Source organism: Streptomyces sp. DG2A-72, assembly GCF_030499575.1.
GTDB lineage: Bacteria > Actinomycetota > Actinomycetes > Streptomycetales > Streptomycetaceae > Streptomyces.
On record NZ_JASTLC010000001.1, the window covers coordinates 8649028 to 8663368 of the forward strand.

At 71.8% G+C, this 14341-nt stretch carries 10 protein-coding genes and 1 pseudogene; 7 read left to right on the forward strand and 4 right to left on the reverse strand.

All coding sequences use genetic code 11. The features are described 5' to 3' along the window. From meaB to QQY66_RS41165, 4 genes and pseudogenes are all read right to left on the reverse strand, one after another. Positions 1-987 carry a methylmalonyl Co-A mutase-associated GTPase MeaB gene (gene meaB / locus QQY66_RS41150; protein ID WP_301985504.1) on the reverse strand — a complete coding sequence of 329 codons (987 nt, stop codon included), beginning with the start codon at positions 985-987 and terminating at the stop codon, positions 1-3. Beyond that, positions 984-3146, reverse strand: coding sequence for a methylmalonyl-CoA mutase (scpA, locus tag QQY66_RS41155; protein ID WP_301985505.1), 2163 nt, complete (start codon positions 3144-3146; stop codon positions 984-986). The genes meaB and scpA overlap by 4 nt, the downstream gene beginning before the upstream one ends. After that, positions 3146-4945: a methylmalonyl-CoA mutase family protein gene (locus QQY66_RS41160; protein ID WP_301985506.1), complete on the reverse strand. Its 1800-nt coding sequence runs from the start codon at positions 4943-4945 to the stop codon at positions 3146-3148. Before QQY66_RS41160 ends, scpA begins: the two co-directional genes overlap by 1 nt. A gap of 84 nt (positions 4946-5029) precedes the next feature. After that, positions 5030-5503 (reverse strand): annotated as a pseudogene (locus QQY66_RS41165) (ATP-binding cassette domain-containing protein); the annotation flags it as partial. A gap of 706 nt (positions 5504-6209) precedes the next feature. On the opposite strand from QQY66_RS41165, the gene QQY66_RS41170 reads away from it, so the two are divergent. From QQY66_RS41170 to QQY66_RS41200, 7 genes are all read left to right on the forward strand, one after another. Continuing rightward, positions 6210-7466, forward strand: a complete 1257-nt coding sequence (locus QQY66_RS41170; protein ID WP_301985507.1) for an ATP-grasp domain-containing protein — start codon at positions 6210-6212, stop codon at positions 7464-7466. A 338-nt stretch (positions 7467-7804) separates the two neighbouring features. Further along, a complete protein-coding gene (locus QQY66_RS41175; RefSeq protein WP_301987662.1) occupies positions 7805-8632 on the forward strand; it encodes a DUF364 domain-containing protein in 828 nt (275 codons plus the stop codon). Continuing rightward, positions 8629-9708: a PLP-dependent cysteine synthase family protein gene (locus tag QQY66_RS41180; protein WP_301985509.1), complete on the forward strand. Its 1080-nt coding sequence runs from the start codon at positions 8629-8631 to the stop codon at positions 9706-9708. Before QQY66_RS41175 ends, QQY66_RS41180 begins: the two co-directional genes overlap by 4 nt. Beyond that, positions 9705-10745: a mandelate racemase/muconate lactonizing enzyme family protein gene (locus QQY66_RS41185; RefSeq protein ID WP_301985510.1), complete on the forward strand. Its 1041-nt coding sequence runs from the start codon at positions 9705-9707 to the stop codon at positions 10743-10745. Before QQY66_RS41180 ends, QQY66_RS41185 begins: the two co-directional genes overlap by 4 nt. Continuing rightward, positions 10729-11955, forward strand: a complete 1227-nt coding sequence (locus tag QQY66_RS41190; protein WP_301985512.1) for an MFS transporter — start codon at positions 10729-10731, stop codon at positions 11953-11955. Before QQY66_RS41185 ends, QQY66_RS41190 begins: the two co-directional genes overlap by 17 nt. Continuing rightward, positions 11952-12743: a class I SAM-dependent methyltransferase gene (locus QQY66_RS41195; protein ID WP_301985513.1), complete on the forward strand. Its 792-nt coding sequence runs from the start codon at positions 11952-11954 to the stop codon at positions 12741-12743. Before QQY66_RS41190 ends, QQY66_RS41195 begins: the two co-directional genes overlap by 4 nt. Before the next feature lie 10 nt (positions 12744-12753). Continuing rightward, positions 12754-14328, forward strand: coding sequence for an ABC transporter substrate-binding protein (locus QQY66_RS41200; RefSeq protein WP_301985514.1), 1575 nt, complete (start codon positions 12754-12756; stop codon positions 14326-14328). Positions 14329-14341: the final 13 nt, after the last annotated feature.

Sequence of the window (14341 nt, forward strand, 5' to 3'; positions counted from 1 at the left end):
TCACGGCGCTCCCCGCGGAGCGAACGCCTTCAGAATCCGCTCCGCCGCCAGGGTCGCAGTCAACTCCCCGTCCCGCACCTGCTGTTCGAGACCGGGCGCAAGCGAACGCACCGCCGGATCGGCATGCAGCCGACCGAGCAACTCGTCGCGCACCATGTTCCAGGTCCAGTCGACCTGCTGGTCACGGCGCTTGGCGGTGAGGCGGCCGGTGGAGTCAAGAAGGGCGCGGTGCTGTTCGAGGCGCTCCCAGACGGTGTCCAGGCCGGTCGACTCACGCGCGCTGCAATGCAACACCGGCGGCGTCCACAACGCGTCCTTGCCATGCATCAGCCGTAGCGCGCCCGACAGTTCACGCGCCGCCGCACGCGCGTCGCGTTCGTGCGGCCCGTCCGCCTTGTTCACGGCGATGACGTCGGCCAGCTCCAGCACACCCTTCTTGATGCCCTGCAACTGGTCGCCGGTGCGGGCCAGTGTGAGCAGGAGGAAGGAGTCGACCATGCCCGCCACCGCGGTCTCCGACTGGCCGACGCCGACCGTCTCGACGAGCACCACTTCGTAGCCCGCGGCCTCCATCACCACCATCGACTCGCGCGTGGCCTTGGCGACCCCGCCGAGCGTGCCCGCGCTGGGGGAGGGGCGGACGAAGGCCGCGGGGTCCACGGCCAGGCGTTCCATCCGGGTCTTGTCGCCGAGGATCGAGCCGCCCGTCCGCGTGGACGACGGGTCGACGGCGAGCACCGCGACCCGGTGACCGAGGGACGTCAGCATCGTGCCGAACGCGTCGATGAACGTCGACTTCCCCACGCCCGGCACCCCGCTGATCCCGATCCGCCGGGCCCGGCCGCTGTGCGGGAGCAGAGCGGTCAGCAACTCCTGTGCCAGCGCGCGGTGTTGAGGTCGTGTCGACTCGACGAGCGTGATGGCGCGTGCGACGAGTGCCCGCTTCCCGTCGAGCACGCCCTTCACATACGTGTCGAGATCGATCACTGCGGGTGCCCGAGGTCGGCCGACAGTCGCTTCACGAGGTCGTAGGCCGCGTCCGGGATCACCGTCCCGGGCGGGAAGACGGCCGTCGCGCCCATCTCCAGCAGGGTCGGCACGTCCTGCGGCGGGATCACCCCACCGACGACGATCATGATGTCCTCCCGGCCCTCCGCCGCCAGCTCTTCGCGCAGCGCCGGTACGAGAGTGAGGTGCCCGGCGGCCAGCGACGAGACGCCCACGATGTGCACATCCGCCTCCACCGCCTGGCGGGCCACCTCGCCGGGCGTCTGGAACAGCGGGCCGACGTCGACGTCGAAGCCGAGGTTGGCGAAGGCGGTCGCGATCACTTTCTGGCCGCGGTCGTGGCCGTCCTGGCCCATCTTGGCGACCAGGATGCGCGGGCGGCGGCCCTCGGCCTCCTCGAAGGAGTCGACGAGGGTGCGGGTGCGGTCGACGGACGGGGAGGAGCCGGCTTCGTTGCGGTACACGCCGGAGATCGTACGGATCTGGCTCGCGTGCCGCCCGTACACCTTCTCCAGGGCGTCGGAGATCTCCCCGACGGTCGCCTTCGCGCGGGCCGCGTTCACCGCCAGCTCCAGCAGGTTGCCCTCACCTGCCGCCGCCCGGGTCAGCGCGTCCAGCGCCTCCCGGCAGGCGACGCTGTCGCGCTCCTCGCGCAGTCGCCGCAGCTTCTCGATCTGCTGGGTGCGCACGGAGGAGTTGTCGACCTTGAGCACGTCGATCTGCTCGTCGGAGTCCACCCGGTACTTGTTCACGCCGATGACCGGCTGCCGCCCCGAGTCGATACGGGCCTGCGTCCGTGCCGCCGCCTCCTCCACGCGGAGCTTCGGGATGCCCGCATCGATGGCCTGCGCCATGCCGCCCGCCTGCTCGACCTCCTGGATGTGCTGCCAGGCACGGCGGGCCAGGTCGTAGGTCAGCTTCTCGACGTAGGCGCTGCCGCCCCAGGGGTCGATCACCCGCGTCGTGCCGGACTCCTGCTGAATCAGCAGCTGCGTGTTGCGGGCGATGCGTGCCGAGAAGTCGGTGGGCAGCGCGAGCGCCTCGTCGAGGGCGTTGGTGTGCAGCGACTGCGTGTGGCCCTGCGTCGCCGCCATCGCCTCCACGCACGTACGCGTGACGTTGTTGAACACGTCCTGCGCGGTCAGCGACCAGCCCGAGGTCTGCGAATGGGTGCGCAGGGAAAGGGACTTGGAGTTCTCCGGCTCGAACTGGGACACCAGCTTCGCCCACAGCAGCCGCGCCGCCCGCAGCTTCGCGACCTCCATGAAGAAGTTCATGCCGATCGCCCAGAAGAAGGAGAGCCGCGGCGCGAACGCGTCCACGTCCAGGCCCGCTTCCCGCCCGGCCCGGATGTACTCCACACCGTCGGCGAGCGTGTACGCCAGCTCCAGGTCGGCCGTCGCGCCCGCCTCCTGGATGTGGTAGCCGGAGATGGAGATCGAGTTGTAGCGGGGCATCCGCTGCGAGGTGAAGGCGAAGATGTCGGAGATGATCCGCATCGACGGCTTGGGCGGATAGATGTAGGTGTTGCGGACCATGAACTCCTTGAGGATGTCGTTCTGGATGGTCCCGGCCAACTTCTCGGGCGGTACGCCCTGTTCCTCCGCCGCCACGATGTACAGCGCGAGGATGGGCAGCACGGCGCCGTTCATCGTCATCGACACGGTCATCTTGTCCAGCGGGATGCCGTCGAACAGCTGCCGCATGTCGTAGATGGAGTCGATGGCCACGCCCGCCATGCCGACGTCGCCGGTCACCCGCGGGTGGTCGCTGTCGTAGCCGCGGTGCGTCGGCAGGTCGAAGGCGACCGACAGGCCCTTCTGCCCGGCGGCGAGGTTGCGCCGGTAGAAGGCGTTGGACTCCTCGGCGGTGGAGAAGCCCGCGTACTGGCGGATCGTCCAGGGCTGGTTGACGTACATCGTCGGGTACGGGCCGCGCAGATACGGCGCCATGCCCGGGTAGGTCTGAAGGAAGTCGAGACCCTCCAGGTCACGGCCGGTGTAGAGCGGCTTGACCGCGATGCCCTCCGGGGTCTCCCAGAACGCGTCGTCGCTCCCCGCGGCCTTGCGCCACTCGTCGGCGCCGACATCGGTCCTCGGCTCCCCGAGTTCGATCCCGGTGAAGTCGGGGATTCCCATCAGGACACTCCCATGCGGTCGAGGGTGGCGGAGAGTACGGCTACGGCGTCGCAGCCCGCGAAGACGTGGTCGTCGACGGGGTACTGCCCGGGCTTGCCCGCGAGGAACACATGCGTGGCGCCCGCTGTCCTCAGGGCCTGTGCGGTGTCCGCCGCCTGCTCCTCGTACAGCGTGTCGCTGGAGCAGAGGCAGGCCTCGGTGGCGCCGCTCTCCTCGAACGTGCCCTCCGTGACGGGTTCGATGCCGCCCGCCTGGAAGAGGTTCGCGGCGAAGGTGAGCCGTGCGGTGTGGGCGGCGGCGGGGCCGAGCGCGGCGAGGAAGATCCGCGGCCGGGTGCCGGTCGCGGCGAGGTGGGCGTCGGAGCGGGCGCGCAGCGCCTCGTACGCCTCGTCGCGGTGGACGCGGGGCAGGCCGCCGGACGGTGCCGTGGGCGCGGGCGCGCGCTCCACCGGCTTCTCGGCGAGGTGCGGGAACTCGCTGACACCGGTGATGGGTTCGCGCCGCTTGGCGAGCTTCGCGCTGCGCGCCTGCCAGGTCTCCGCCAGCTTCTCGCCGAGCCGGCCCGAGCGCAGGGCGGCCGCCTGGCCGCCGACCTGCTCCAGCCACTGGAAGAACTCCCAGCCCGCGTGGGCGAGTTCGTCGGTGAGCCGCTCCACGTACCAGGAGCCGCCCGCCGGGTCGATCACCCGGGCCAGGTGCGACTCCTCGATGAGGATCGTCGAGGTGTTGCGGGCGATGCGCCGTGCGAACGCGTCCGGCAGGCCGAGCGCGTGGTCGAAGGGCAGCACGGTGACGGAGTCGGCGCCGCCGACCCCGGCGGCCAGCGTGGCGACCGTGGTGCGCAGCATGTTCACCCACGGGTCGCGGCGCGACATCATCACCGGCGAGGTCACGACGTGCTGCACCTGCCTGCCGGGCCCTCCGCTCACCTCGGCGACCCGCGCCCACAGCCGGCGCGCCGCGCGCAGCTTGGCGATGGTCAGGAACTGGTCGGCGGTGGCCGCGTAGCGGAACTCCAGCTGTGCGCAGGCCTGTTCGACGCTGAGCCCGGCCGCTGTCAGCTCCCGCAGGTAGGCGACTCCGGTCGCGAGCGAGGCGCCCAGCTCCTGCGCGGCCGACCCGCCGGCCTCGTGGTACGGCAGCGCGTCCACGGTCAGCGCCCGCAGCCCCGGGTACTCCTCGGCGCACCGCCGGGCCAGTGCGGTCGTGGGTGCGAAGTCGAGCTGCTGACCGCTCCGGGCCTCGTATCCGAGCGGGTCGGCGCCGAGGTCGCCGCGCGCCGCGTCACGGCCGACGCCGCGCTCCTCGTACAGCCGCAGCAGTTCGCCGGCAGCCTTCTCGGTGTCCCGGCCGGCCTCCAGGACGACGGGCGCCAGATCGAGATAGACGCCTTCGAGTACGTGGCCGAGTGCTGAGACCGGGAAACCGCCTTCACCGACGACCAGCCAGAGGGAGGTGACACCGTTTTCGAGGTCGGCGAGGACGAGGTCACCCGAGGCCGTCGCGTGCCGCTGCCGTACATCCCAGCCGCCCTTGGTGTTCCCCTCCGGGCGACCACCCCGTACGAACGGGGCAAAACCTGGGAAACCGGTGTCGGGAGCGGTATCGAGCGCGGTGTACAGGGGCCGGGTGCGCAGCCCGTCCTCCAGCGCGGTGGCGAGGGCGTCCTCGGCGGCGGCACCCGTGACGTCCCGGCCAGACTTGCGCAGGACGCCCTCCACGAGGCGTTGCCACTGCTCATGGGTCGCGGCGGGGAACTCGGCGGCCGTCGAGAGCCCGTCATTGGGCAGGACTGTCATGCTCGGGATGCTAGGCGAGAGCCCCTGAGCAGGAGCAGAGCCTCAGGCTGTGACCTTGCCCTCGCCGCTTCTGTGACCGGCACCTCACCGCTCGACGGCCACCATCGCGGCGAGCTCGCCGGGGGTTCGATGACCTGCCGCCGTGTCGCTCAACAGCCCGTGCGCACAGAGTACTTGGGCCGCCGCGACACCCCACGGCAGGCGCAGCCCGGCCTGCTGGAGGAGGTCGGTGCGGGCCGGCATCCCGGCGGCCGGACCGGTGCGTACTCCGGACGGGGTGAGCAGCGCCGTGTCGTCGGCCCAGCGCAGGGCGAGGTCCACGTCGTGCGTCGCCATCACCACCGTGGTGCCGCCCGCGCGCAGGGCGCCGAGGGTGGCGAGCAGCCGCTCCTGGCCGTCCGGGTCGAGCCCCGCGGTCGGCTCGTCCAGGATCAGCACCCGGGGCCGCATCGCGACCGCGCCCGCGATCGCCGTCCGCTTGCGCTGCCCGTAGGACAGCAGATGCGTGGGCCGGTCGGCCAGGGCGGCGATGTCCAGCGCGGCAAGCGCCGCGTCCAGCACCATCCGTCCGACCCGCTGCGGGAACAGTGCCGCGTAGGCCGCGCCGAGATGACTGCCGCGACACTCCGAGGAAGCCCGTCCTGGGTTCGCCGAGCGCGGCGCGGATCGCGTCCATGTCGTACGCCGTCTGCTCGGTGGACAGATATGGCAGGACACCGCCCGCGCCCTTCGCGCAGTCGTCGGCCATGTTTCGCAGCGAGGCGAGGCAGGCCCGTTCCGCCGCCGGGCGCACTGGCACGGGGTCCGTGCCCGGGCTGTCGAACAGGCCGCCCATGTCACCGCAGTCGACCGGTGAGCTGTGGCCGATGCCGCGCGGGTCGAAGCCGATGTTGACCAGCAGGATGCCACGTCGCTCGGCGGGCGTGCCGGAGGCGGGGACCCGAGAGACGGCGATGGTGAGGCGCGGTCCCTGCGGGTGGTGCCGGTCGAGCGGGACGCTGATCCGCCCGCACTCGACGCGGTACGTCCGGTGTCGGCGGTGCGGCCTCGGCGGGAGCGGCGGTGGGGAGCAGCGCGAGGGCGCACAGTATCGCCGCGGAGCGGGTGGAGACGGGCAAAAGGAACCCCAAGGTGATGTTGTTTTTTCAGATGACAATGAAAATGATTATCGATAACGTAGCCGAGTCAAGACCCGGCCTCCCTCCCGTCCGAGGGGGTTCCGAGCTGCCCTGACGTCTGAACCACCCGTCGGAAAAGGGGAGTTGTGGCTCATCTGCTGATGGTCGAGAGCTGGGTCGGTTCCATGAGCCGACTGCTGCCGAGAGCGATCCGGGAGAGCGGGCACGAGTTCACGTTCCTCACCCGTGACCTGCACCACTACCTCCGGTCGGCGCCGGAGGGCACCGCGCATCCGCTGCTCGGCGCCCGCCATGTGATCGCCGCCGACACGAACGACGTCGACGCCCTGCTGCCCGAGGTCGAGCGGCTGCACGCGGCGCTCGGCTTCGACGGGGTGCTCACGTCCTGTGACTACTACCTGCCGACCGTGGCGCGCATCGCCGGACACCTCGGACTGCCCGGCCCGGGCCCCGAGGTGGTGGAGAACGCCTGCCGCAAGGACGCCACCCGCCGTGTCCTCGCCGACGCGGGCCTGCCGCAGCCGCGCTTCGCCGTCCACGAGGAGTGGGCCGACCTCGCACGGGCTGCCGGGGAGATCGGCTACCCGCTGGTCGTCAAGCCCGTCGACCTGTGCGCGGGCATGTACGTACGGCAGGTCGACGACGAGGCGCAACTCGCCGCGGCGGTACGAGACTTGGGCGACTTCCCGGTCAATGCGCGCGGGCAGCGCCGGGCGCCCGTCGTCCTCCTCGAAGAGCTGCTGGACGGCCCCGAGGTGAGCGTCGAGACCGTCTCCCACGCGGGCGCGGTCCAGGTGGTCGGTGTGACCGACAAGAGCATCGGCGGCGCCCCCGCCTTCATCGAGACCGGCCATATGTTCCCGGCCGCGCTGACGCCCGCCGACACCGAGGCCGCCGAGCACACCGCGCTCGGCGCCCTGAAGGCCCTCGGGCTGACGGACGGCGTGGTCGCCCACACCGAGATCAAGCTGACCTCCGCCGGTCCCCGCGTCGTCGAGGTCAACCCACGGCCCGCCGGAAACCGCATCACCGAACTCGTCCGCCACGTCACCGGCATCGACCTCGCCGCCGCCTTCGTAGAGGTCGCCCTCGGCCGTACACCCGACCTGCGCCGCACGGACACCGGGCTGGCCAGCGCGGCCATCGGCTTCCTCGTCCCGCACACGGCGGGCACGCTGGAGGCGCTGGACGGACGTGAACTGCACGACACCACCGGTGTGTTGGAGCTGCAGCTCGCCGAGCCCGGCAAGGCCGTGAAGGCGGCGGGCAGCAACAACGAGTACCTAGGGCACGTCATGGCCGGCGACGCTGAGGGACCCGGCGCCCGCGACCGCGTCGAGGCGCTGCTGGCCGCGCTGCGGGCGGGGCTGGTGATCCGGTGACCGCGACTGAGACGGTGACCGCGACCGACACGGTGACCGCGGCCGACGCGGTGACCGAGACCGGGACGGCGACCGCCACCGAGGCGGTGACGACTGGCGATGCGGGGACCGCCACGGGGGCGGCGACCGCCAGCGAGGCGGCGACGACTGGCGATGCGGGGACCGCCACGGGGGCGGCGGTCGCCAGCGAGGCGGTGGCGATCACTGAGGCGGTGGCGATCACTGAGGCGGTGGCGATCACTGAGGCGGTGGCGATCACTGAGGCGGTGGCGACCACTGAGGCGGTGGCGACCACTGAGGCGGTGGCGACCACCGAGACGGCGACGATCACCGGGACGGTGACCGCCACCGAGACCATCACGACCGCCTTCGACGACCTCATACGCCGGGTCAGCGCCGGTGACCTCGGTCCGGACCCGGCCACCCTGCGTATCGCGGTCGCCTTCACCACCTGTCAGGCCGTACGGCACGACGGGCGTGGCACCGGCTACCGCAACGAGGTGCTCAGCCTGCGTCTCGCGGAGGCCGTCGGCTCGTGCGCGGTCGAACCCGGCGCGCTGCCCGACGGCGCGCTGGACGATTGCGTCGGCGCGGGTGTGGCGCGGCTGCTGGAGCATCCGCTGCTGCCCGTGCGCGTGGCCGCGCTGGACGCGTATCTGACGCACGTCACCCCGCACGCCCCGGCCAACGGAGCCCGTCCCGTCCCGCTGCCCGCCGGAACCTCGCTGGAGAAGTCCCGGGCCCGCGCACAGGCCGTCGTCGAGCTGCTCGACCTGCGGCCGGGGGCCACCGTGCTCGTGGTCGGTGTGGTCAACTCCCTGCTGGAGGCGCTGCGTTCGCGCGGGCTCGGCTATGTGCCCTGCGACCTCAAGGGCGGCGCGACGGAGTGGGGCGAGGAGGTCGTCGGGGACGCGCTCGCCGCGGCCGACCGCTGTGACGCGCTGCTCGTGTCCGGGATGACCCTGGGCAACGGCACCTTCGAACCGCTGCGGCGGCACGCCCTCCAGCGCGGCAAGCAGCTGGTGATGTTCGCGCAGACCGGCAGCGCCGTACTGCCCCGTTTCCTCGGGCACGGCGTGAGCGCGGTGTGCGCGGAGCCGTACCCCTTCTTCTGGCTGGACGGCGGGCCCGGAGTGATCCACCGGTACCGCGGAGGTGGCCGATGACCGCCACCGCCGTACGGGTCGTCGCCCGCCCGGAGTTGCTCGACCTGCTCGGCCGCACCCCGACCGTCCGCATCACCGCCGGTCTGCCCGGACCCCACCCCGGCTTCTGGGCCAAGCTCGAAGGGCTCGCGGCGGGCGGGATGAAGGCACGGGCGGCCTTGTCGATGCTGCTCGGCGCCCGCGAGCGCGGCGAACTGCGGCCCGGCGCGCCGGTCGTGGAGTCCACCTCCGGCACGCTCGGCATCGGCCTCGCGTTCGCCGGGCAGGCGCTCGGCCACCCGGTCGTTCTGGTCGGCGACAGCGAACTGGAGCCGTCCATGCGGCAGTTGCTGCGCGCCCACGGGGTCCGGCTGGAGATCGTCGACCGTCCGGCCCCGGTGGGCGGCCGGCAGGCCGCACGCCTCGCGCGGCTGCGCGAACTGCTCGCGATCCTGCCCGACGCCTACTGGCCGGACCAGTACAACAACCCCGACAACACGACCGGTTACGCCACCCTCGCCGCCGAACTCGCCGCCCAGCTGGACCACTTGGACGTCCTGGTGTGCAGCGTCGGCACCGGCGGACACAGCGCGGGCATCATCGGCCCACTGCGCCGCCACTGGCCCGCCCTGCGCCTCATCGGCGTCGACGCGACGGGCTCCACCATCTTCGGCCAGCCCGCGCGGCCGAGGCTGATGCGCGGCCTGGGCAGCAGCATCCACCCGCGCAACGTCGCCTACGACGCCTTCGACGAGGTCCACTGGATCGGCCCCGCCGAGGCCGTGGACAGCTGCCGCCGGCTCACCCGGGGCAGCTTCGTCAGCGGCGGCTGGAGCACCGGCGCGGTCGCGCGCGTCGCCGCCTGGGCGGCCCGCGTCCACCCCGGCGCGGTCGTCGCAACCGTTTTCCCCGACGGTCCGCACCGTTACCTCGGAACCGTTTACGACGACGACTTCACCACCGCCCACGGCATCGACCCGTCCACCGCGGCCACCCGCCCCGTCGAGATCCCGCACCCCCGCGCCGCCGAGGCCACCGGCTGGGCCCGCTGCACCCGCGTGACCGATCCGCTCGACTCCCCGGAAGAAACCCTGTGAAGGCCACCCTGCGCACCGTACGTCTCGACCTCACCGAGCCGCTGCGCATCTCCCGCTCCACCATGTCCGCCCGCGACGCCGTATGGCTGACGATCGAAGACGAGGGCCTGTACGGCCATGGAGAGGCCGTCACCAGCGTGTACTACGGCCTCGACGCCGACACCCTGGGACGGCACTTCGCGGCCGTCGACCTGAACCGCTTCCCCGACCCCGAGAGCGCGTTGGAGGACCTGAGGCAGGGGTGGCCCGTCCCGCCGGCGGTGGCTGCCGCCGTCGAGGCCGCACTGCTCGACCTGGTCGGCAAGCGCATGGGAAGCCCGGTCCACCGCCTGCTCGGCGCCCCCGCCGCCCCGGTCGCCGCCACCGCCCGCACCATCGGCATCACCTCCCTCGCGCAGGCCGCCGCCGAGGCCCGCCGTCTCGCCGCGAGCGGCTTCCAGGTCATCAAGGTCAAGGCGGGCACGCCCGACCCCGAGGACGACATCGAGCGCGTACGGATCATCCGCGACGCCGCGCCAAACGCCCGGCTGCTCCTCGACCCCAACGGCGCCTGGAGCGTCCCGCAGGCCCGGGCCCTGCTGCCGCGTTACGCGGCCCTCGGCGTCGAAGCCGTCGAGCAGCCCCTCGCGCCGGGCGACCCCGAGGCGTTGGGAAGGCTGGCCGAGCGCTCACCGCTGCCGATCATCGCCGACGAGGACGCCGTAAGCCTCGAAGACGCCCGCCGTCTCGCGGGACGTGTGCACGGCGTCAACGTCAAGCTCGCCAAGTGCGGCGGCGTCCACGCGGCCCTGCGCATCGGGGAGTTGATCGAGGGCAGCGGGACCGAGCTGATGCTCGGCTGCCTCACCGCCAGCAGCCTCGGCCTCGCACCCGCCGTCCACCTGGCCGACCGCGCCCGCTGGGCCGACCTCGACGGACATCTGCTGCTCGCCCACGACCCGTGGACCGGGATCGGCGGCACCGACGGCTTCGTACGCGCCCCCGACCTGCCGGGGCTCGGCGTGGAGGAGGTGGCGGCCCGTGAAGACGTGGCATGAGATACGGCAATTCCCGCTCGCCGTACGCCTGTTGCTGGTGAACCAGCTCGGCGTCAACACCGGTTTCTACCTGCTGATCCCGTACCTGGCCACCCACCTCACCGAGAACCTCGGCATGTCGGCGGCCGTAGTCGGCATCGTCCTCGGGGTCCGCAACCTCAGCCAGCAGGGCCTGTTCATCATCGGTGGCTCCGCCTCCGATCGGCTCGGCGCGCGGGGCGTGATCATCGCCGGGTGTGCGCTGCGGACGGTCGGGTTCGCGCTGTTCGCGCTCGGCGACGGGCTGCCGGTGCTGCTGGCCGCGTCCGTGCTCAGCGGGCTCGCGGGCGCGCTGTTCAACCCGGCGGTGCGGGCCTATCTCTCGCAGGAGGCGGGGGAGCGCAAGGCGGAGGCGTTCGCGCTCTTCAACGTGTTCGCGACGACCGGCGCGCTGATCGGCCCACTGCTGGGCAGCGCCCTGCTGCTGGTCGACTTCCGCACGTCCGCGCTCACCGCCGCCGGAATCTTCGCGGCCCTCACCGTGGCCCAGGCGCTGGTGCTGCCCGCGCGGGAAGTGGAGCCCAGCAAGGGCGGCGTCCTCGCCGACTGGCGTGAAGTCGTCGGCAACCGCGCCTTCCTGGCCTTCGCGCTCGCCATGGTCGGCATGTTCACCCTGGAGAACCAGCTCTACCTGCTGCTGCCCGAGGGAGCCCGACAAGCCACCGGCTGGGAGGGCGCGGCAGGCCTCGTCTTCCTCGTCGGAACCGTTTCCAACCTCGCGTTCCAGCTCCGCATCACCCGCTCTCTCAAGTCCCGTGGCAGCAGACCGCGTTGGATCGCGGCCGGACTCGCCCTCATGGGCCTGGCGTTCGTGCCCCCGGCCTTCGCGACACAGCACACCGGTCTGCTCGCCGCCCTCCCCGTACTCCTCGGCACCCTGCTCCTCTACCTCGGCGTCATGATCGCCTCGCCCTTCGTCATGGAGCTGATCCCCGGCTTCGGCCGCCCCGAGCTGACCGGCACCTACTTCGGGATCTTCTACGTCGTCTCCGGCATCGCTGCCGCCGTCGGCAACACCGTCGTCGGCTGGGCCATGGACACGGGAGACCGGCTTCCGTGGCTGTGCTGCGCCCTCTTCGGGCTGGCCTCCGCGGGCGGGGTCGCCTGGCTGCACCGGCGGGACGCGCTCCCGGTGATCCCGGTGCCGGTCGCCGAACGGAGCGCCGTATGACGAGCGGCAACCTCCTCACCGACAACCCCGAGCTGTACGAGGCCCGCTTCCCCGACCCCGACCGGCTCGCCGGACGCTGGGCCGAGGACTGCCTGCGGCGGTACGGCGCCGGGTCCCGTGTGCTGGACATGGGCTGCGGGACGGGCCGTGACGCCGGCCATCTGCACAAGGCCGGCCGTACGGTCACGGGCGCCGACCTCTCCGAGACGATGCTCGCGCACGCCCGCGCTCAGCACCCCGGGCCGGCGTATGTCCGGGCCGACCTGCACGGCTTCGACCTGGGCGCGTTCGACGCGGTCGTCTGCCTGGACAGCTCCCTGCTGTACTGCCACACCAACGACCAGCTCGACGGCTTCCTCGCCTCCTGCCGTCGCGCCCTGACACCCGGCGGGCTGCTCGTGGCGGAGATGCGCAACGGCGCCTACTTCCTGGGCCGGACCGACCTCCTCGACACGCCCAAGGTCAACGCCTTCATCTGGCAGGGCACCGCCTACCGGTCGACGACGACCCTGACTGTCGACCGCACCGCCCAACTCCTGCGCCGCATCCGCGTATGGATGTCCGACGACGGCTCCCCGCCCGTCGAGCAGCGCTCCGCCTGGCGGCTGCTGTTCCCGCTGGAGCTGCGCCACTTCCTGGCCGTCCACGGCTTCGAGGTCCTCGACCTGTACGACGGCCCCGGACCACGCACCGAACCGCCTTGGCGCGAGGGCCAGTTGCCCGGATCGGCCACGGACGCCGACCGGCTGCATGTCGTAGCGCGCCTGAACCCGCTCACCCACCACTGAAGGACATCGCATGTACGACGATCGCTTTCCCGGTCTGCGCCGCCGCGGCTTCCTCGCCGCCACCGGTGCCGCCTCGCTCGGTGCGCTCGCGCTCACCGGCTGCGGTTCCTCCGACGACAGCTCCGGTACGGGGGCGGGTGACGGCAAGCCGAAGCAGGGCGGGCGGCTGCGGGCCGCGTTCGCGGGCGGTGGCGCCAGCGAGACCCTGGATCCGCACCTGGCCAACCTGTTCGCCGACGTCGCCCGCGCCAAGGCCCTCTTCGACAAGCTCGCCGACTACGGTCCCGATCTGTCGGCGCGGCCCCGGCTCGCCGAGAAGTGGGAGTCCGGCAAGGCCCTCGACAAGTGGTCTGTCACCTTGCGCAAGGCCACCTTCCACGACGGCAAGCCCGTCACCGCGAAGGACGTGCTCTACAGCTACCGCCGGATCGCCGACCCGAAGCAGGCATTCCGTGCCAAGGCCTCCCTGGAACCCATCGACCTCGACGCCAGCCGCGCCACGAGCGAGACGACCATCGAGTTCGTGCTGAAGCGGCCGACCGCCGAATTCCCCAACGTCCTGGCCGCGTTCGGCGCGTACATCGTCCCGGACGGTGCGACCGAGTTCGACAAGGAGCCGATCGGCTCCGGCCCCTTCCGCTTCGTCTCGTTCGCGCCGGGCCGCTCGGCCGTCTTCCGCCGCTACGAGGACTACTGGGAGGGCGCCCCGCACCTCGACGAGCTCGAATTCGTCGTCGCCAACGAGGAGTCCGCGCGCGTCAACGCGCTCCTCGGTGGCCAGGTCGAGTACGCGCACGAGCTCAACCCCACCACCGGCCGCGCGCACGAGGGCAAGGGGCAGATCGAGATCGTGCGGTTGCGCAACAGCGCCATGCAGGGCTTCGCGATGAAGACCGACCGGGCGCCCTTCGACGACAAGCGGGTCCGGCAGGCGTTCTTCCTCATCGCCGACCGGCAGGAACTCGTCGACGGCGCACTGTCCGGGGCGGGCGAGGTCGGCAACGACCTGTTCGGCAAGGGTTACGAGTACTACGCCGACGGCCTCCCGCAGCGCGAGCGGGACCTCGACAAGGCGCGTGCCCTGCTGAAGCAGGCGGGCGCGGAGAAGCTGAAGGTCAGCCTCGACACCTCCGCCGTCGCCGCCGGATTCACCGAGGCCGCCAGCATCTTCCGCGACCAGGCCGCGAAGGCGGGCGTCACCGTCGACGTGAAGATGGGCAGCAAGGACACGTACTGGGCCGACATCCTCGACTCCGGCACCCTGTGCTGCTACCGCTCCGGCGCCATGCCCATCGAGGCCCATATCTCGCAGCGGCTGCTCACCGACTCCAGCACCAATGCCACCAGGTGGCAGCACAAGGACTTCGACGCGCTCTACCAGCAGGCGCAGTCCACGCGGGACAAGACCGAGCGGGCCGCCGTGTACGAGCGCATGCAGCGTCGGCTGTACTCCGAGGGCGGTTTCCTGATCTGGGGCTTCGCCGACTGGATCCTCGGAACGGCCAAGAACGTCAAGGGCGTCGAGACGAACGCCCCCGCCAACTCGCTCGACTGGGCCCGCTTCGACAAGGTCTGGCTGGCGTGAGGACCAAGCAGGG